Genomic DNA, 18,623 nt, shown 5'->3' with positions numbered 1-18,623 from the left:
TCGATGACCAGCAACACCATGATCGAGCGCACCGTGCGCGTCAACGGGAAAGACATCTTCCTCGTCGAGGCTGGGGACGGCCCACCGGTGGTCCTCCTGCACGGCGGCGGCCCGGGCGCGTCGGGCGTGTCGAACTATTCGAAGAACATCGAGCCGCTGGCCGAGAACTTCCGCGTGATCGTCCCCGACATGCCCGGCTACGGCCGCTCGTCCAAGGGGGTCGATCGCGACGATCCGTTCGGCTACCTGGCCGAGCACATCCGCGGCATGTTCGACCAACTCGGCATCCAGCGCGCGCACCTGGTCGGCAACTCCCTCGGCGGTGCCTGCGCGTTGCGCCTCGCCCTGGACAGCCCGCATCGGGTCGACAAACTCGTGCTGATGGGGCCGGGCGGTGTCGGGACGAGCCGTGGGCTGCCGACCGCGGGGCTGAAAAGCCTGCTGTCGTACTACGGCGGCGACGGGCCCAGCCCCGAAAAGCTGCGCACCTTCATCCGCTCGTATCTGGTGTACGACGGCGAATCCGTCCCGGATGCCCTGATCGAGGCGCGCTACCAGTCGTCGATCGAGCCCGAGGTCGTCGCCAATCCGCCCCTGCAACGGCCGACGGGCCCAAGGGTGTTGTGGCGAATGGACTTCACCCGCGACCGTCGGCTCAAGCACCTGGCCACCCCGACGCTCGTCATCTGGGGACGTGACGACAAGGTCAACAAGCCCAGCGGCGCGGCAATGCTGGGCGAGCGGATGCCCAACGCCGACGTGCTCATCACGGCGAACACGGGCCACTGGGTCCAGTGGGAACGCGCCGACTTCTTCAACGCCGTCACCACCGCGTTTCTGACGGCCTGACCATCTTTAAGGAGAATCTCATGACCACTGACGTCTTCGGCAACGTCCACCTGGGCTATGTCGTGATCGAAACCAACAAGTTCGCCGACTGGAAGCGCTTCGGCCGCGACGCGATCGGCATGCACCTCGACGAGATGCTGCCCGACACGATGCGGTTTCGCTTGGACGCCAACGAATGTCGCTTCCTGCTGCGGCAGGGGCCGGCGGAGGACGTCGTCGCCTTCGGTTGGCATCTCGACGACCACGCCACCTTCGACGAAATCTGCCGGCGGGTCACCGACCACGGCGTGCCGGCCGTGGAGGGCTCCGACGACGACGCCAAACTCCGCGGCGTGGAGCGCTTCCTGCGGTTCCCCGGACCCAACGGGCTGACCCAGGAGGTGTACACCACCGCCCGCACGGCGCCGCTGGCGCTGGATATACCGGGCAGCGGGTTCGTCACCGGCGCGGGCGGATTGGGCCACGTGGCGATCTTCACGAAGAAGCCGCACGAGATGCGGGGCTACTACGACCACGTGTTCAACGCGCGCCTGTCGGACTACATCGACGAGACGATCAACGGCCTGAAGCTGAAGGTCCGCTTCCTGCGCGTCAACGAACGTCACCACTCCGTGGCGATCGCGTCCGTGAACATGTTGCCCGTCAACCCGATTCGCACGCGGGTGCAACACGTGAACGTCCAAGCCGCCACGCTCGACGACATGGTGGCGTCGTATCAGCGCGTCAAGGCACTGGGTTTCGAGATGACGATGTCGGTCGGGCAGCACACCAACGACAAGGAACTGTCGTACTACGCGATGACCCCGTCGGGATTCGAGTGGGAGGTCGGCTGGAACCCGATCGTCGTCGACGAGTCCGTCTGGAAGCCGACGACCCACCAGGGCATCAGCATCTGGGGGCACAAGCTGGAGGGGCAGACCGTGGTCGACAAGCTCGAGATGTTCGCCGTGGCCGCGCGGTCGGTGCTGCATCGCGAGGACACCGTCCCCGCGCTCAGTTCCCCGGCGATCGCCGACGACTGAGGTAAGCGAGCCGGATCATGCCGTCATGAGCGCCACCGCCGCCGCCTCGGTGACGTCTCACGGTCCCGGCTATGCCACCGTGGTCATATCGCGGCGAGTAAACGACAACGAACACCGGCGGTTTCGACGCTGGCTGCGCCGCCTGCGCCGGGCAATCGAGCGGTCTTCCGGTTACATCGGCATGAGCGTGCAGCCACCCGACGAGAACCACCCGTGCGAGTGGGTGGTGATCTATCAGTTTCGGTCAGAGCGAGACCTTGATGCGTGGCTGTGCTCTGCACAGCGCGCGGCCTTGATCGCTGAATGCGACGCATATCTTAAGGATCGGCCTATAGAGCAACGCATCGTTCAACCCCGAATCGATAGCGTCACCCTGATCAGTGCTGTCCGTTTACGCCAGGGAGCCGAAAAGGCCCACCGCGAGCTCCACGAGAATGCCGTGGCGGCCGCCGGCGCGCTGGGTGGTCTTATCCGCCACCAACTCATCCCGGCCGTCGCGGGCGCTCAACCGGACACGGTGGCGCTGCTGACGTTTCACACCCGCGACGATCTCGACCGCTGGATGAGGTCTGCGCAACGCCGGAACATTCTGCGCGCCATGTCGGCGCTGACCGAAAGCGAGCGAACCGTCAACGTCGTCGGTGGCTACGCCGGCTGGTTTAGCCCGCCGGGGGCGGGACCCAAACAATGGAAACAAGCGATCGCAGTGATCGCCGGATTGATACCGGTATCACTTCTGGTCACCGCTGTCCGCCAGTCGACCGCCCCCGACCTTCCACTGTGGGCCGTGGTGCCGCTGACCGCGGTGGCAAACGTGGCGATCCTGACATGGCTCGTGATGCCGCTAATCACCCGTGCGCTACGAGGGTGGCTGACCTAACTCATCGGCCGAAATGTCGAGCCGCATGGGACGGTCCGGGCCACGCGCCGGTGGGGCGGACCCCATCATGCTTCATCCAGCGTCGGAAAGAGGAGTTCCGAAACCAGAAGCTGGACTGCCGCGGCGACGGGTATCGCGACCAACGCCCCTACTACCCCGAGCAGCGCCGCGCCGATGAGAACGGCGAACACGGTCACTCCTCCGGGCACTCTCACCGCACGCCCGATGATCTTGGGCGTCAACAGGTAGTCCTCGGCCAACCGGAAGGCGACGTAGAAAGCCACAGTGGCGATACTGACCGGGATGGACACCGTCAGCGCCACCAGCGCGACCACAAACCCGCCGACCGTTGACCCATAGGGGAATAGATCGATGATCGCGACGAACAGCCCGAGCAGCACCGCATATGGAACATGCAGGACGAAGCACCATGCGAACGTTGCCGCCCCGGCGATGACAGAGGTCAGCACATTGCCGAAAACGTAGTCACCGAACTTCGCCATCACCTCGTCGCCGATGAGGATCGCGCGCGGTCGCCGCGACTTCGGGACCAACCGATACATGGTCGATCGGATCCGCGGCAGTTCGGCCAGAAAGTAGACGGTGAGCACGGCCACAATCCCGACGTGTGACAGTGCTCCGAAGATGGTCTCCCCGGCCTTGAGGAGGCCCCCAACGGCTGGCGAGCCCGAATTGTGTAGCATGTCGCCGATCCGCTGTTGAACATGGAAGCGCTCGTTTAGTCCCCCGATCACGGTGGAGCGGCTCTGTGCCTGCTGAAGAAAATGTGGGACCTGCTCGACGAATTGACGGGCTTCCTGCACCAGCGGGGGGACCGCCGCCGCCACGGCACCGACGAGGACCCCAAACACGGTCACGACCACGAGGCTTACCGCGGCCCAGCGCGGCAGTTTGCGGTTCACTAGCCCAGACACCGCAGGCTCAAGCCCGAGGGCAAAAAATATCGCCGCCCCGATCAAGACCAGAACCGAGGACGCTGCCCCGAGCATCCGCACCGCCCCATAGGTGACTGCCACACCGGCCGAGGCCGTCAGCCCCAGATAGAACGGCGAACGCCGATCGAATCGTTGACCCCGGGTACCGAACGGGTGGCTGTCCGATCGTAGTCGCGCCGCGGCGTTTTCGGCGGCCGCGATCGCCCCTTCCTCGTCGCGGTGCGGGCGACCCACGCGGCGGTGATGGCCCCGATCGGCGAGGTCCTTACCGCCGGCCGGGCCCTTGTTGTTGTTCTCCACTGTCCCAACTCCGTTCGTCAGCAGGGAATGAACCCACGATGTCCGCGGCGTCGTCTTTAACAGTGACGCTGAGCTATCCGACCCGGGCCAAAATCACAGATCCCACTCGAACGAAGTCCGTGGCCGCCGTCGACCCCGGTGGTGTCCCTTCGGGCGATTTTCCAGTCGAGACTCGTATTCCGGTCCCCTTGCTGAGCCGGCCGGGGGGGTGAGGAATGGCGAGGGCCGCAGGCTGGGTAGCGCGCGGAATGGTGGCTGCGGTCGTCGTGGGCGCTGCCCGGCAGCTGCGAGGCGGCGGCCGCCTCGATCCGCCCACGCGCTTGGACCGCGGTCAGCCCCGCACCAACACTTTTCAGCACCCGATGCTTCGAGATGGCGACGACGATGAGCCGTAGCTCAATCGCCATCGGCGAGTGCGTCATCGAGCAGCGTGGCCACGCGATGCCGTTCCCACACGAACAGAAGGTTCGACAGCATCTGCAGCGGTGCCCGCACGCTCTCGTCGTCGCGGAACAGGGGATGCGTGCGGCTGTTCGGAATGGCCTCGAAGCGTTTCCGGATCATTCCCGGCACACCAAGGAGCCAGGCAACGCCCATGGTCGCCGCGTAGAGCAAGGTGTTCCGGCGCAACCGAACCGGATCGAGTTCCGGCCCACCGCAACGACGGAACTCGGTCGCGAACAGCCGTAGCAGTTCGTCGAGATGGGCTGCCCACAAATCGGTTTCGGCGCCCGACATGGCTCCCCAGATCGCCATGCCCAGGTTCATCTGCCCGACGCACCCCCAATCCATCAGGCCGCAGCGCAGAACGCCGCCCGTGTCGCGCCAGAACCACGCGTTGTCGATGTTGGCGTTCCAATGGCACAGCGCGACATAGTCGGAGTCGCCGGCCAGAAGGCGGGTGATCTCGTGCTCGTGGTCCGCGAACCGCGGCACGTCGTCACGCAGGCGGGCCGTCAATTCCGCCGAACCGGCCGGCAGCAATCCGCTATGGGCCCGCGCAAATTCGGCCAGCTCTTCCAGTCGGCGTTCCAGCTTGTCCGCCGACAGCGGCGCACGCTCCCCCACCGTCGCCGCGGCCACGTCCAGCGGAAAGTGTTCGGTCAATGCCGCCGGCAACCGCCCGGACCGGTGGGTCCCGGCGAGCCGGGCCAGCGCGGTGAGCAATGCCCGGTAATGCTCCAAGGGCCGGGGCATCTCGTAGTCGAGGCACTTGTGGTAATGGGGCTCGATTCCGTTCTCGCCGAATCGAATCCGCTCGCTGATCAGGATCCCGGTGCCGGTATGGCGGTGATAGTCGGCGAACTGCGGCTCGGGCACCGCGATCGGAAAACCCGGCGCCCTCGACAGTGCGGCGAACCGCACCTCCGGCTCCATCTGTGTCTTGCCGCGATCGCGCGCCGGCTCGTCGAAGTCACGCGAGAACTTGACGAACAAATCCGTGCGCAGGTTCGGTGCGGGCTGGGCGTATTCGACCGAGAGCGCGACTTTCCGGCCGGTGCTGCCCCCGGTCACCTCGCGGAAACCGGTGACGCGACTGACACTGTTGTCCCGCATCGCTCCCGATGCCAGAAACGCCTCGGTGAGAAAGCGTGCACCGCCGGTGTGCAGCGCCGCCGCGTCGGCCGGAAACGCCAACCCGTAGTGGTCGCCCACAGCCCAATGCGAATTCAACCGACTACCAGGTTTGTTCGGCCGCGCGCACCAGCATGTGGTTGACCGCCACCCGGCGATCACGAGTCACCATGAACAGCACCGCGTCTGCGATGTCTTCGGGCCGCAACTTGACCATGCCCGCGGTCTGGCGCTCGAACGCTTCCCGGGACGATTCGGCCAGGTGACCGAAGATCTCGGTGTCGACCGTTCCGGGGCCGACGACGCCGACACGCACCCGCTGGCCGAGCACCTCTTGCCGAACGCCCTCGCTGAAAGCATTCACACCGAACTTCGTCAACGAGTAGACGGCCGTGTTGGGCCGGGCGACCCAACCGGCCGTCGAGCTGATGGTGACCAGATCGGCGACACCGCGCGGTGAGTCGGCCGCGGCGTTGATCAGGTGCGGGAGCGCCGCTCGACTGACGTACAGGACCCCTTGCACGTTCACCGTCACCATGGCGTCCCAATCGCGCAGCGACGCCTCGGCCGCGGGGCCGGACTGCATCAACCCGGCGTTGTTCACCACCGTGTCCAGCCGGCCGAACTCCGTCACCGCGCGCTGGACGGCCGCCGACACCTGTTCGGCATCGGTGACGTCGGCGGTCACCGCAAGCGCTGTGCCCCCGGTGGATTCGATGTCGGCTTTCAGTTCCGCGAGCCGGTCCGCGCGGCGCGCGAGCAGGGCCACCGCCGCGCCCTCGGCGGCCAGCGCCTTCGCCGTCGCGGCGCCGATCCCGCTGCTGGCGCCGGTCACCAGGGCCGCGGTACGTGCAAGTGTCGCCGTCATGCGCCCAGTATCCCGTGCAGCACATACTCGGTGTGCTCGCCCAGGTCCGGCGCGCCGCGGGCGATGCGCGCCTGGCTGCGGGCCATCCGCCAGGACGGCCCGACGATCGGGCGCTGGCCCTCACGATGATCGCTGACGAATCGATACAGCTCGCGGTCCCACAGCCGTTGATCACTGATCACGTCGAGCGAGGTGGCGCTCTTGCCGGCCGGAACCCCGGCCGCGCGCAGGCGCTGCGCCAGGCGCTCGGCGTCATGGCTTCGGGTGAGTTGGGTAAGGCATGCATCGAGCGTCTCGGCGTGGTGCCGCCGCTGGTCCATGCGCGCGTAACGGCCCTCGCTTGCGAGCGACTCGGCGCCGAGCACCTCGCACAACGCCCGCCATTGCGCATCGTCGGTGACCGCCACGGCAATCCAGGCACCGTCCGCGCACGGGTAGCAGCCGTGCGGGCACATGTCCGGATGATCGTTGCCGCTGGGCTCGAGGCGACGGCCGGTCAGCGCTTGCTCGAGGAGCCGGTCGCCGATCATGGACGACAGGGTCTCCACCGCTGATATGTCGACGAATTGGCCTGCGCCGGTCAGTTCACGATGAAGCAGCGCGACCACGGCGGCGTACGCGGCCGCCGCTCCGACGGTCGAATCGCCGTAACGCATGCTGGTTCCAAGCGGCGGGCCGCCGCGGTAGCCGACCAGCGAGGCCAGCCCCGCCAGGGCGGCGAAGCAGGGCGCGTAACCGGTTTGGTGGCCCAGTGGCCCGTCGTTGCCCCACATCTTGATCGACACCGAGATGATGTCCGGTTTGATCTCCCTCAGTTGCGCGTACCCCAGGCCCTGGCGTTCCATCGCGCCCGGGCGAAGGTTGTTGAGCACGACGTCGCTGCGGCCGATCAGCTCCCGCAGCCGCGACATGCCCTCGGCGGACTTGATGTCCAGGTCCACGCTGAGGATTTCGGGGTTGATGCTCAGAAAGTACGGCGCGTGGTTGATGTCGGTGCCGCCGTAAGCGCGCATCTCCTCGGGGCTGCCCGCGGTTTCGATCTTGACGACCTCGGCGCCCAGCATCGCGAGCAGCTTGCCGGCATACGGGCCGGCCCACACCTTGGTGAGCTCGACGACCCGCACCCCCTCCAGCGGCCCGCCCCGCGGAATCATCGGGGGCTTCAACTGCGGCGACGCGACCTGCGGCCGCGGCCGCACCGAATCGATGCGGTCCAGCACCCGCCGCGTGTGCTGACCGAGCGTCGGTGCGGGATCGGTGATTCGAGCCGGTGACGCGCTGAGCGCGTACGGCACCGTCGGGTATGCCGCGTCGCCCAGCACCGGGTGGCGCACCCACTGGAAGAAGCCGCGATGCCGGTATTGCGGCGAGTCATGAAGGTTCGCGGCGTCGTTCACCGGCACCAGCGGCACCCCCAGTCGCTGGGCCCGGTCGGAGGCGTCGTCCTTGGCAAGGTCCCGAATCCATGCCGCGAAGCCGCGATGGAATGCGGCAACCTTCTCGGCGGTCACGGAGAACTCCAGCCAGTCATCCTCGAAAGCAGCCAGCCAGCCAGGTTGACCCATCAGTTCTTTCAGGCCGAGCCAGTGGGCGCGGCTGGTCATGTAGAGGTAGACGAAGCCATCGGCGCACCCGAAAAACGCTGCGGGGCCTGCTTGGTCGAAGTCGCCGCGGTGACCCGCGGCGGTCACCTCCCCGGTGATGAATCGCCCCAGAATGCAGTCGGCGCGGGAGGCCAGCACCGCGTGCCCGGAGATGTCGATGGACTCGCCTCGACCGCTGTGCAGTCGCCCGAATAGGGACGCGGTCACGCAGAGCGCGGCATCCAGCCCCGCTTCGTAGTCGGCGAGGAACCGGCCGGGCCCCTGCAGTGGCGGCTTGCTGAGATCCGGGTGACTGGGCGTGTGGTAGCCCCAACCGCTGGCATGGAACACGTTGATGCTCTTGGCATTGGCGGATTCGGGTGGCGCGCCCCGTCCGAACGGCGCGATCGAGCAGAACACCACATCCGGATACTGGGCGGACCAGTCGGTAGCACCATCTCCGATGACCGCGTCGGCGGTGCCGATGAGCTTATGCAGGGACTCGGCGCCGCAAGCGGTACCGCGATCGAGCACGACAGACCTTTTGTTGGTGTTCAGGTACGCGAACAGCCCGCTGCCGTCGCACCCGTCGGCCAGGATGGGGGCCATCGCCCGCGTCGGGCTGCCGCCCTCCGGAGCCTCGACCTTGATGATCTCGACGCCGAAGTCGGCCAACAGTTTTCCGCAGTACTCGACCGCTACGGATCCGGCCAGCTCAATCACCCGGAAACCCGTCAGCGCCGACATGCGAGCTCCCCGAAGGTCAGGGCTTCGCGCGACCCGAGCGGCTCAGGCGCCACTCCGGCGGGAAGTTCAGGTCGTTGTCCTTGACGACGTTGTTGAGGCCCTTCTCGAAGGTTCCGGCGGTCAGGTCGACTTCCTCGGCGTCGTTGGCGATCATCGGCAGCATGCCTTCGACCATGCCGGTGAGCAGGCTGCCGAAGTATTCGCCCTTATGCTGCTTGTAGAGCTCCAGGAACGTCTTCTGCACGGCGACCGTGTCGGTCGGGCGCGAGCGGGAGCACGCCATCGCGTATTTCAGCGTCTCTGCTTCCAGCTTCTCCCGCGGCACCACGCTGTTGACGAAGCCGCACTCGTACATCTCTTTGGCGCTGAATGGTCTTCCGGTGAAGAGCATCTCGGAGAACTTGCGCAGGCCCATCGTCTCGGCCCACCACCACAGGCGCGGGCCCCAGCCCACGTAACGGAAGGCCGGGTGCCCGAAGAGGGCGTCGTCCGAGGCGATCACCAGGTCGGCATCGCCGGCCTGGTAGAAGTGCCAGCCGTAGCAGTAGCCCTTGGCCTCGATGATGCTGATCTTGCGCAGTTCCTGAAGCGGCCGGTTGCCCGCACGGGCCTTCGCGTAGAAGTCGGTGACGGTGGACAGGTACCGATACGATCCGCCGGGCGGGTACTTCACGTCGTCGTCGTTGATCGCCAGTTCGTGCAGCAGCGGCATGCCGGGATTTTCCAGCATGCCCCGCTGCTCGGGCAGGTCGCCGCCGCTGCCGAAATCCTCTCCCTCGCCGCGGATCACGACGACCTTGACGTCGTCGTCCACGTTGCACTTGTGGATCAGGTCGGCGTAGTTCTGACGCATTCCCAAGGTCGTGGAGTTGAGCTCCTCGGGGCGGTTGAACGTGATATAGGCGATCCGGTTCTTCTTGTCCTTCTCGAACTTGATGTACGGCTCGGCTTCCTTCTTCATCTCTTCGTAGTCGTATTCGGGCATCGGCTTCTCCAACTTCTCTTGTATTGGCACTACTTGAGCAAGCTGCCCGCGTCGACGGGAAGCGAAACGCCAGTGACATAACGCGATTCGTCAGAGGCGAGGAACAGGACCGCGTTGCTGATGTCCGCGGCTTCCACCCAGGGCACCGGCAGCGTGTGCATCATCTGCGAGATGGGGGCGAAGTCCTCCGGCCCCGGATTCTCCAGGTCGGGGCGGAAGAGCCGGAACGTGTTGTCATTCATCACCATCGTGGTGCTGACCTGGGTGGGTAGCACCGAATTGACGCGGATCATGTGCTGGCCGAGCTCGACGGCGAAGGCGCGCATCAGGCCGATGACGCCGTGTTTGGCCGCGATGTAGTGGCCGGTATTCGGGTACGCCTTGCGCCCGCCGACCGAGCTGGTGAGCACGATCGACCCGCCGCGGCCGCCCGAAAGAATCTGCGGGACGCCCGCTTTGACCGTTTGCCAGACACCGGTCAGGTTGATGTCGATCATGTCCTGCCAGACGTTCTCGCGGATCTTGTGCAGCTTCCTGCCGTCGGTGCCCACGCCCGCGTTCGCGACGATGATGTCGAGCCGCCCGAGCTGTTCCACACCGTCGTCCACCGCGGACCGCAGGCCCTCGTAGTCGCGGACGTCCACCTGCGCGGTGACGATGCGACGGTCGTGGGCTTTGACCAAGTCGGCCGTCTCGGCCAGGTCTTCCGGCACCGAGTGCGGGTAGGCCAGGTTCTCGATCGGCCCGCAGACGTCGACCGCGATGACGTCGGCGCCCTCCTGCGCCAAGCGCACCGCATGGCTGCGGCCCTGGCCGCGGGCGGCGCCGCTGACGAACGCGACCTTGCCCTCGACCCGGCCGGTCATCAGGGCACCACGGTGGGCAGAGTTTCCCAGCCCCGGACCGACGACGTCGGGCTGAGTGTTGCGTTGGCCAGATCGGGCTCCCACTGCGGGAAGCGCTTGAGGATTTCCTCGAGGGCGACGCGGCCTTCCAGCCGCGCCAGCGCCGAACCCAGGCAGAAGTGGGCGCCCACGCTGAACGTGAGGTGCGGACGGGCGGGACGATGAATGTTGAATTCGCCTGCGTCGGGACCGAACTGCCGCTCGTCGCGGCACGCAGCACCGATCAGCATCAGCATTACGCTGCCCTCCGGCACCGTCTGGTCGTAGAGGCTCACGTCGCGCGTGACATAACGCGCCATGTGCGGCGCGGGCGGCTCGAAGCGCAGCAACTCCTCGATGGCCTGCGGGATCAGTGCGGGGTTTTCGACGAGTTCACGGCGCTGCTCCGGGTGCTCGGCGAGAACCTTTCCGGCCCAACCGATCAGGCGCGTGGTCGTTTCATTGCCGGCCCCCGCCACCACGTTGAGGTACACCAGGATTTCTTCGCGCCTCAGCCGCCGCGTGGTCCCGGTCTCGTCGACGAATTCGACGTTGAGCAGCTCGGTCATGATGTCGTCCGACGGGTTGTCGGCGCGCCAGTCGATGTAGGCCTCGAACTGCTCGCCCACCGAGAGGCCGTGCTCGGCGGCGCTCATCGGCTTACCGGGCTCGGTGCGCAACTGAGCATTGCCGCGATCGCGGATGTATTCCTGATCTTCTTCGGGGATGCCGAGCAACGCGCTGATCACCTTCATCGGCATGATCGCGCCCAGGTCGGTGACGAAGTCGAACCGCCCCGACCCCACCAGCGGATCGAGCGCTTGTGCGCAGAACTCCCGGATCATCGGCTCCAGCGCGGCGATCTTTCGGGGGGTGAACATGCGCGACAGCAGCTTGCGGTGCACGTCGTGGATCGGCGGGTCTTCGAAGATCAGCATCCCCGACGGGATCTCGAGGTTGGCCTTGATCAGTTCCATGATCACGCCCCTTGCGGAGCTGTAAGTGCCGTGGTCGATGATTGCCTTGTTTACATCCGCGAATCGGCTCAGCGCGTAGAAATCGTATTCGGCGTTGTAATACAGCGGCGCCTCGTCACGCAGGCGCTTGAACACGGGGTACGGATCGGCGATCAGCTCGACGTCGTACGGGTCGAATCGCACATGGCTATCGGTGCTCGTCGTCACGAAATCCCTCCTACCGCTGACGCTTCCCGGGTGTTGGTACGGCTTGCGCAGCGCCCGCGCTGCCAGGATTGCAGCGCTGGATCCGGGTCGGGCAATTTGTACACTCCGCTTAAATGCTTTGCTCAGACATGGGAACGGGCTGGGCTGAAATCGGCCCGTCAACGTGGCCTAACTCTATTCTCGTAGAGAACCATATGGGCAATGGTCTGGCAAGACCCCATGCCGCACAACCCGCCGCCGAGGTGTGCGCGCACGGGCCGCTCATCCGAGCGCCGTGGCCCGGTGCGCCCCGGCTTGGCCCCGCCCATCCGCACTGGTCAGCCGGCCCTGGTGCGGGCTGTGCAGAATGCCGGCCGCGATGGCCGACAAGATCCCGTCCAGCCGCTCGGGGGTGTCGACGATCCGGTCACCGTGGGCGAACCGCACGAGCAGCCCGTTGATGAACGTCAGCGTCACGTTGCTCAGGTCCTCGACGACGGCGGGTTCCAGGTCCGCGCCGTGCGGCATGAGCTGAACCAGGATTTCACGGTGCAGCTTGGTGAATTCGTCCGTGGCCCGCTGCAGGATCGCGGCCAGTGACGGATCACGCGCGGCCTGCATCGTCAGCTCGTAGCGCGCCTTGGTCCGGAACAACTGCGGCTCGTCGCCGGATCGGATGACCACCTGGGACAGCCGGGAGGGCGACGGGTTCTCACCCCTGCCGTCCGAGTCGTCGGCGACGGACTGCAGGTCGGCGAGGTCCAGCTCGGCCAGCCGCTCGGCCACCGCGCTCAGCAGCGCGGAGCGGGTGCGGAAGTAAAACGACGTGGTGCCGTCGGGGACGCCGGCCTTGCGGTCGACCTTGAGATGGCTCAAGCCCTTCGCGCCGTCGTCGGCCAACAGCTGAATGGCCACATCGCATAAGTCGCGGCGGCGCTCCCCCGGATTGGGCTTTCGGCGTTTGTCCATCGTCTTGGAGCGACACGCTACTCTATATTCGTAGTGTCAGTAAAGGGCCGGGTGCGCTTCATGACCCCCGAGCGCGGGCGAAACCGGTGCCGTAGGACGACTGCGCACGCATCGCCGCGGTCTTTTTTTCGGCTGGAACAATGGGCCGAATGATCCGACGGCGAGGCGAGGCGAAGGTTCGCGCGGTGGTGGCCGGCCTGACGTGCGCCGGCCTGCTCTTCTCAATGGTGTGCGGCTGCCACTCGACGCGACACCAGGCCGCGCCCACCACGTCGACCACCAGCGCCACAACCACCAAAACACCCACCACAAGCGCAACGGCCGCACCGAGCGTGCAGATCGCGCCGCTGCCCGTCCGCCCCGTTAACAAGTCTCAGCCGGCCGGCCCGCAGAAATGCCCGACCACCGACCCGAACCATCCCGTGGCGCCCACCGACGCGTTCACCGCGTGCGATATCGGCCGGACCACCTTGTACACGCTGGGCCCGGAGACGATGCGGCTCGGGCTCATACATGTGGATCCGCCGAAGTCGCTGACGGCGGGTTTCTACGACGTGACCCTGATCCTCGACCCCCCATCGGCGTCGGCGTGGGCGTCGTATACCGCTGGCCATTTGAAGGATCATGTGGCGTTTGTCCGCGACGACCTCGTTTTGGAGGCGCCGATCATCGAAGACCCGGTCACTTCGGGGCGCATCGCCATGACCACCCAGACGGCCGAGGGGGCCGCGCAATTGGCCCAACTCGCCGGTCGTCCCGGGTGACATGACCGCGACGGGCACGGATCGGCTCGGCATCGGGATGCTGAGTGTATTCGGCCTTCCCCCGGCCGAATTGGTGAACCTGGCCGCGGATCTCGGCTGCCATTTCGTCTCCGCCGCGCTGCAGGGAATGCCGCTGGTGCCGCTCGGCTATCCCCGCTTCTCTCTCACCGACGACGCCGGCCTGCGTCGGACGGTGCTCGCCGCGATGAATGACCGCGGCGTGACGATCTCGCTCGGTGACGGCTTCCTGGTGCTGCCCGGCGCCGACATGAGCGCGTTCCGGCCGGATCTCGACGTGCTCGCAGAGCTGAACGTCCCCCGAATCAATGTGGTCAGTCTCGATGCCGACGTTCCCCGCAGCTTCGACCAATTCGCCGCGCTGACGGAGCTGGCTGCCCAGCGCGGGATCCGGACACTCCTCGAACCGGTACCGGGACTGACCGTCGGCGACCTGCCGACGGCGCTCGCCGCGCTCGAACACGTGGGGCGGCCCGACTTCCGCTTGCTGATCGACACCATGCATCTGGTCCGCTCGGGTTCGGGTGCCGCCGATCTCGCCGCGATCGACCCGGCTTGCATCGGGTACGCCCAACTCAACGACACCACGCTGCGCCCGCGCAGCGAAAACTACATGGAAGAAGCCATGTTTGAGCGCATGGTGCCCGGCGAGGGCGAGTTGCCCCTGCGTGACATCCTTTCCGCGCTCCCGTCCGACATCGTGATCGAGATCGAGGTACCGCGACGGTCGTTGGCGTTGTCCGGGGTCAGCCCGATCGACCGGCTGCGACCATGCGTAGAAGCGGCGCGGCGGTTGCTGTCCGAGATGCCGTGACACTGCGCCATGACCATGATGGTGGCTACAGGGCGACCGGTGGGGTGCCCGTATTCACCGCCTTCACGCAAAGCGGCGCAACAGAATTCGCCGTTCGCCAAGGTCGGTGATGGCCCCTGTCAGTCCAGCGGTCAGATCCCTGAGTTAGTCCAGGGTGCAGGACAGTGCCTTGACACCGTGGACGAACATCGAGCGCAGCGGATCGGGCGGAGCCGTCGCACGCAGTGTCGGGAACGCAGCCAGCAGTGTGCCCAGCACGACGCGTATCTCCATCCGCGCCAACCCCGCTCCGAGGCAAAAGTGTGGTCCACCGGCTCCAAAAGCTTGATGATCGCGGGCGTTGGAGCGCAGGATGTCGAAGCGCGACGGGTCGGGGAACACGCTCGGATCGTGATTGGCGGCCAGATACCACACCACGACCTTGTCTCCGGCAGCTATCTGGACGTCGCCGAGGACTGTGTCCGTCGTCGCAGTCCGCCGCATGTGCAGCACGGGCGATGACCAACGGAGCACCTCCTCGATGGCGTTGCCGTGAAGTCCGTCGAAATCGCCCGCCAGGGCGACGCGTTCGTCGGCATGCTCGCTCAGCAGGTGCATCGCCCACGCCAGTGCAGTCCGCGTGGTGTCGTTTCCTGCCGCGGCGAGCAGGATCACGAAAGACCCGAATTCCGCTGCGGTGAGCCGTTTCCCGTTGACCTCGGCCTGCATCAAAGCGGAGGTGATGTCATCGCCAGGATACCGGCGTCGCTGCCTTCCAAGGTCGATGGTGTACTCGAAGAACTCGCTGACCGCCTGCAAACTGGTATCGATGTCGCTGACGTGGCCGTCGTTGACGCCCAGGATCAGGTCAATGAGTTCACGCAAGCGCGTGCGGTCGCCGACCGGGATTCCCAGCAGGTCCGCGATGACTTGGAACGGAAGGCTTGCCGCCACAGTCTCGACGAAGTCAAACGTACGACGCTCCCGGATCTCTTCGACGATGGCGTCGGCCAGCCTGCCGACGTAATCGGTCATGCGGCGAATTGATCGGGGTGAGAACGCCACCTGTGCGAGGCGCCGATACTGCTGATGCTTGGGATCGTCCATCACGATGATCGAGCCAAGGATCTCGAGCAGATCCGGAGGCATGTCGTCCAAGGAGAAACCAAGGGTGCTCGTGAACCTCTTGGGGTCCCGGGTCACCGTACGCACCCCGGCATAGGACGTCACCGACCAAAAGCCACGCCCATCCTGCTGCGGAATGAACTCGACACCCCCACTGCGGGCACGCAACGTATCGAAGTGCTTGAGGCGAGTTTCAAGGTCAGTCTCCCAGAACGGGCTCAGCAGCGATGGGTTCACCGCAGTTTCCATACCAAAAAGTATGGCACCTCTCCCGGGTATATCAACTCAGCCTCGCGGACTGGATCCGCAGCAACCCCGCGAGTCGCCTCACTAACCAACGCAAGAATTCCGTGCCCAGCGCACCAGATGGGCTTGAGTCCATACTGGACACCCAAGAACGACGCCTGGTTCTACGCAGGCTTTAGGTCGCACTCGAAGCTGAGGAATTCAGCGAAAAAAGCAGCTCTCGAACCAGTGGTTCGAGAGCTGCTGCGGTGGCCGGGTCGAATTACGTGCAGGGAACCCCGTGCGGCCCGCCAATCCACTGCCCGGGTGGCGACTGCCACGGGCAAATCTGCTTGACCTGCCCCGGCGGCAGCGGGTTCCAATGACCGTTGTCCACGACGTGCGGACCCGGCGGAACGGGCGGGGGCCACGGTCCCGGGTGCGCCTGCGCCATACCCGTACCAAGTCCCAGCGCCGCCGCGCTCAACGCGCCGACGACCGCGGCCTTACCTGCGAATTTCTTGACGTTCACTTCTCTGGCCTCCTCTCGGTCCCGTGGTGTTCCCGTAGGAAACGTCCGCGGTGTGCGGGGATGGACCGATCTCACGACCCCCAAATTGTCCCTACCAGTTTACCCGCGCCCGCGACGTAGCAAACGCCCCCGCGTCCACACGGGCCCGGACCTGCGTCGACTCAGCCGTTCCCGCGACGGGCGAACGCCGGGGCGTGCTCGGGCAAGACACCCACACCGACGAAGTAGGCCGGCACGATCGACAGCCACGGCAGCCGTTGCATAAGGCCGAGGAATGCCGCCGGCGGGGTCGGGTCGGCCCCGCGCAGCAACGGCCCGAGCAACGCTCGGTGCAGCACCTGCTGCACGAGTTGCGTCACCACCGTGGGGAAGACGCGCCGGCGGTGCACCGCGGCGAGTTCGCGGTCGCCGACGCGGTGCCGTCGAAGCGGTTCCGCGAGAATGGTCGCGGCTGCGACGGCGTCCTGGATCGCCAGGTTGATGCCGACGCCGCCCAACGGCGACATCGCGTGCGCCGCATCGCCGATGCACAGCAGCCCCTTGGTGTGCCAGCGACGCAGCCGGTTCACGTGCACGTCGAGATGTTTCACGTCGTCCATCGATTGCAGCGCCGCCACCGACTCGGGCATGTCGGGCAGCAGCTCTTCGACGTCGCGACGAAACGCGTCTATGCCGCGCGCCCGCAATTGGGCGTCGGTGCCCTTGGGCCCGAGGTAGGCGATCTGGAAGTAGCGCTCCCGCGGAATCACGGCAAGGCCCTTGCCCGGACCCAGTCGAGGGAGGAAGGAGTACTCCACGTCTTCCTTATGAGGCAAGCGGAACCACCAGACGTCGAACTTCACCGGGAACTCGCGCGCCTTCAGTCCGGCCTGCTCCCGGGCGATCGACCAGCGGCCGTCACACGCCACCGTCAGCTCGGCCCGCAGTTCGCCCGGGCCGTCGGGGCCGCGGTAGCGCACTCCGGCGACCCGGCCGGCGTCCCATAGCAGCCCGGTGACTTCGGTGTTCATCCGCAGCGAGAAGCCGGGCTCCGCCTGAGCCGCGTCGGCCAGCAGGTTGAGCAGGTCCCACTGTGGCACCATCGCGACGAAGGGATGGGGCTGGCGCAGCCGCTCGAAGTCGACGTAGGTCACCGAGCGCCCGTTGGATTCGAGTTTCGCGGTGCGGACCTCGGTGAAAGGCAAGGCCGCGAAGGGTTCCCACAAACCCAGCTCGTCGAGCAGCCGCATAGTGGTCGGGTGGACCGTGTCGCCGCGAAAGTCGCGCAGGAAGTCGCCGTGCTTCTCCATCAGGGTGACCTGCACGCCCGCCCGCGCCAGTAGCAGTCCCAGGACCATGCCGGCCGGGCCGCCACCGATGATTGCGCAGGTCGTCGTCTCAGCCATCAGCGCCCTTAGAACTCGAGGTCGAACACCGAGACGGGGTCGAGGATTACCCCGGTTTCCTCGACGTAGCGATCCCACAGCGCCAGCAGCTCGGCCAGCTTGTGGGGGTGCGAGCCGGCCAGGTCGTGAATTTCGCCGGGGTCCGCCGCGAGGTCATAGAGCTGCCAGCCGCCCGGGCCATACGGTGCCGGCAGATGCAACGCCTTCCAGTCTCCCTGGCGGATCGCCCTGCGGCCGAACAGTTCCCAGCCCGTGCCCGTCTCGGCGTCATGAACGGCCTCCGCACCCCCGGACAGGTACCCCACCAGGGAGCGGCCGCGCATCGGCGCCACCTCGCGCCCGCGGTAGGACGTGCCGGGGTGCGCCGCGCCCGCCAGTTCGAGCACGGTCGGGGCGATGTCCATGACGGTGCTGAACGCCGTACCGATCTCGCGCTGCCGTTCAAACCCCGGCCAGGTCACGAAACCCACCACGCGGATCCCGCCTTCGGTGGTGAACGCCTTGTGCAACCGCGACGGCGCGGTGGCGGCCTGCGCCCAGCGCGGCCCGTACCAGATGAACGAGGAGGGCCGGCCCAGGTTGTCCAGGCTATTGTCGCAATGCTTTTCGATCTGTGCGACGATTCGGGCCCCGACCAACGGCATCGCCTCGACGATCGCTCCCTCGGCGCCGTTGTCGGACAGGAAGATAACGACGGTGTCGTCCAGTTCGCCGCGCTCCGCAAGGTAATCGAGCACCCGGCCGATATTCCAGTCCATCCGGTCGACCATCGCGGCGTAGACCTCCATGCTGCGAGCCGACACCGCGCGCTGCGCGAAGAGCGACTGGCCGCACTCAAGCGGCTGGGCCTGTGTCCGCCGGACATCGAGGCGCACCCGGTCGTTGCCGACGGCGCTCCCGAGTGGGCCGACATGACCGATGAACAGCGCGCGGTGTCGGCTCGCAGCATGGAGGTCTACGCCGCGATGGTCGACCGGATGGACTGGAATATCGGCCGGGT

At 66.3% G+C, this 18,623-nt stretch carries 17 protein-coding genes; 5 read left to right on the top strand and 12 right to left on the bottom strand.

From position 1 onward, the window contains the following. Window positions 1-3: 3 nt before the first annotated feature. From A9X03_RS00470 to A9X03_RS00460, 3 genes are read left to right on the top strand one after another with little or no spacing between them, the layout of a single operon-like run. Entirely contained in the window at window positions 4-849 is an 846-nt protein-coding gene (locus A9X03_RS00470; RefSeq protein WP_068259171.1) for an alpha/beta fold hydrolase, read from the top strand. Between the two features lie 20 nt (window positions 850-869). Beyond that, window positions 870-1,871, top strand: a complete 1,002-nt coding sequence (locus tag A9X03_RS00465) for a VOC family protein (RefSeq protein WP_067750200.1) — start codon at window positions 870-872, stop codon at window positions 1,869-1,871. Between the two features lie 25 nt (window positions 1,872-1,896). Then, window positions 1,897-2,751, top strand: coding sequence for an antibiotic biosynthesis monooxygenase (locus tag A9X03_RS00460; RefSeq protein WP_068259168.1), 855 nt, complete (start codon window positions 1,897-1,899; stop codon window positions 2,749-2,751). A gap of 65 nt (window positions 2,752-2,816) precedes the next feature. Here the strand turns inward: A9X03_RS00460 and A9X03_RS00455 are convergent, their stop codons facing one another. The 8 genes from A9X03_RS00455 to A9X03_RS00420 all read right to left on the bottom strand — a co-directional run bounded on the left by A9X03_RS00455 (window position 2,817) and on the right by A9X03_RS00420 (window position 12,781). After that, window positions 2,817-4,007, bottom strand: a complete 1,191-nt coding sequence (locus A9X03_RS00455) for an AI-2E family transporter (protein ID WP_231975316.1) — start codon at window positions 4,005-4,007, stop codon at window positions 2,817-2,819. A gap of 396 nt (window positions 4,008-4,403) precedes the next feature. Then, window positions 4,404-5,681, bottom strand: coding sequence for a hypothetical protein (locus A9X03_RS00450; RefSeq protein WP_068259166.1), 1,278 nt, complete (start codon window positions 5,679-5,681; stop codon window positions 4,404-4,406). Window positions 5,682-5,685: 4 nt separating this feature from the next. Continuing rightward, on the bottom strand, window positions 5,686-6,450 hold the full coding sequence (locus A9X03_RS00445) for an SDR family NAD(P)-dependent oxidoreductase (protein ID WP_068259164.1): 765 nt from the start codon (window positions 6,448-6,450) through the stop codon (window positions 5,686-5,688). Continuing rightward, window positions 6,447-8,780, bottom strand: coding sequence for a CoA transferase (locus A9X03_RS28040; protein WP_082974395.1), 2,334 nt, complete (start codon window positions 8,778-8,780; stop codon window positions 6,447-6,449). Before A9X03_RS28040 ends, A9X03_RS00445 begins: the two co-directional genes overlap by 4 nt. A 16-nt stretch (window positions 8,781-8,796) precedes the next feature. Next, window positions 8,797-9,765, bottom strand: coding sequence for an enoyl-CoA hydratase/isomerase family protein (locus A9X03_RS00435; protein ID WP_067750192.1), 969 nt, complete (start codon window positions 9,763-9,765; stop codon window positions 8,797-8,799). A 29-nt stretch (window positions 9,766-9,794) separates the two neighbouring features. After that, window positions 9,795-10,631: a mycofactocin-coupled SDR family oxidoreductase gene (locus A9X03_RS00430; RefSeq protein WP_068259162.1), complete on the bottom strand. Its 837-nt coding sequence runs from the start codon at window positions 10,629-10,631 to the stop codon at window positions 9,795-9,797. Next, window positions 10,631-11,833, bottom strand: a complete 1,203-nt coding sequence (locus A9X03_RS00425) for a cytochrome P450 (protein ID WP_068259159.1) — start codon at window positions 11,831-11,833, stop codon at window positions 10,631-10,633. Before A9X03_RS00425 ends, A9X03_RS00430 begins: the two co-directional genes overlap by 1 nt. 261 nt (window positions 11,834-12,094) lie before the next feature. Continuing rightward, entirely contained in the window at window positions 12,095-12,781 is a 687-nt protein-coding gene (locus tag A9X03_RS00420) for a TetR/AcrR family transcriptional regulator (RefSeq protein ID WP_067750186.1), read from the bottom strand. A gap of 149 nt (window positions 12,782-12,930) precedes the next feature. On the opposite strand from A9X03_RS00420, the gene A9X03_RS00415 reads away from it, so the two are divergent. Both A9X03_RS00415 and A9X03_RS00410 read left to right on the top strand, forming a co-directional pair. Continuing rightward, window positions 12,931-13,545 carry a preprotein translocase subunit SecD gene (locus tag A9X03_RS00415; RefSeq protein WP_067750184.1) on the top strand — a complete coding sequence of 205 codons (615 nt, stop codon included), beginning with the start codon at window positions 12,931-12,933 and terminating at the stop codon, window positions 13,543-13,545. 1 nt (window position 13,546) lies between these two features. Further along, window positions 13,547-14,377, top strand: coding sequence for a sugar phosphate isomerase/epimerase (locus A9X03_RS00410; RefSeq protein ID WP_067750182.1), 831 nt, complete (start codon window positions 13,547-13,549; stop codon window positions 14,375-14,377). A gap of 144 nt (window positions 14,378-14,521) precedes the next feature. Here the strand turns inward: A9X03_RS00410 and A9X03_RS00405 are convergent, their stop codons facing one another. The 4 genes from A9X03_RS00405 to A9X03_RS00395 form a co-directional block, all read right to left on the bottom strand. Then, window positions 14,522-15,730, bottom strand: a complete 1,209-nt coding sequence (locus A9X03_RS00405) for a cytochrome P450 (RefSeq protein WP_068259156.1) — start codon at window positions 15,728-15,730, stop codon at window positions 14,522-14,524. A 259-nt stretch (window positions 15,731-15,989) separates the two neighbouring features. Further along, the gene (locus A9X03_RS28035; RefSeq protein ID WP_082950357.1) at window positions 15,990-16,238 is read right to left on the bottom strand and encodes a hypothetical protein; all 249 of its coding nucleotides are present in this window, start codon (window positions 16,236-16,238) and stop codon (window positions 15,990-15,992) included. Between the two features lie 161 nt (window positions 16,239-16,399). Next, window positions 16,400-17,623, bottom strand: a complete 1,224-nt coding sequence (locus A9X03_RS00400; RefSeq protein WP_067750178.1) for an FAD-dependent oxidoreductase — start codon at window positions 17,621-17,623, stop codon at window positions 16,400-16,402. Window positions 17,624-17,631: 8 nt separating this feature from the next. After that, the coding region (locus tag A9X03_RS00395; protein ID WP_231975315.1) for a sulfatase-like hydrolase/transferase at window positions 17,632-18,623 on the bottom strand (992 nt) is incomplete at its 5' end.

The organism is Mycobacterium sp. E1715 (genome assembly GCF_001667625.1).
Classification (GTDB): domain Bacteria; phylum Actinomycetota; class Actinomycetes; order Mycobacteriales; family Mycobacteriaceae; genus Mycobacterium.
The sequence above is the reverse complement of the archived record's forward strand: the minus strand, read 5'-3'. Positions and strand labels throughout refer to the sequence as shown.

What these genes read in the sequence shown, in the direction of transcription:
- A9X03_RS00470 (WP_068259171.1), top strand. Translation starts at nt 4, where the DNA reads ATGACCAGCAACACCATGATCGAGCGCACCGTGCGCGTCAACGGGAAA.
- A9X03_RS00465 (WP_067750200.1), top strand. Translation starts at nt 870, where the DNA reads ATGACCACTGACGTCTTCGGCAACGTCCACCTGGGCTATGTCGTGATC.
- A9X03_RS00460 (WP_068259168.1), top strand. Translation starts at nt 1,897, where the DNA reads ATGAGCGCCACCGCCGCCGCCTCGGTGACGTCTCACGGTCCCGGCTAT.
- A9X03_RS00445 (WP_068259164.1), bottom strand. Translation starts at nt 6,450, where the DNA reads ATGACGGCGACACTTGCACGTACCGCGGCCCTGGTGACCGGCGCCAGC.
- A9X03_RS28040 (WP_082974395.1), bottom strand. Translation starts at nt 8,780, where the DNA reads ATGTCGGCGCTGACGGGTTTCCGGGTGATTGAGCTGGCCGGATCCGTA.
- A9X03_RS00435 (WP_067750192.1), bottom strand. Translation starts at nt 9,765, where the DNA reads ATGCCCGAATACGACTACGAAGAGATGAAGAAGGAAGCCGAGCCGTAC.
- A9X03_RS00430 (WP_068259162.1), bottom strand. Translation starts at nt 10,631, where the DNA reads ATGACCGGCCGGGTCGAGGGCAAGGTCGCGTTCGTCAGCGGCGCCGCC.
- A9X03_RS00420 (WP_067750186.1), bottom strand. Translation starts at nt 12,781, where the DNA reads ATGGACAAACGCCGAAAGCCCAATCCGGGGGAGCGCCGCCGCGACTTA.
- A9X03_RS00415 (WP_067750184.1), top strand. Translation starts at nt 12,931, where the DNA reads ATGATCCGACGGCGAGGCGAGGCGAAGGTTCGCGCGGTGGTGGCCGGC.
- A9X03_RS00410 (WP_067750182.1), top strand. Translation starts at nt 13,547, where the DNA reads ATGACCGCGACGGGCACGGATCGGCTCGGCATCGGGATGCTGAGTGTA.
- A9X03_RS00405 (WP_068259156.1), bottom strand. Translation starts at nt 15,730, where the DNA reads ATGGAAACTGCGGTGAACCCATCGCTGCTGAGCCCGTTCTGGGAGACT.
- A9X03_RS00400 (WP_067750178.1), bottom strand. Translation starts at nt 17,623, where the DNA reads ATGGCTGAGACGACGACCTGCGCAATCATCGGTGGCGGCCCGGCCGGC.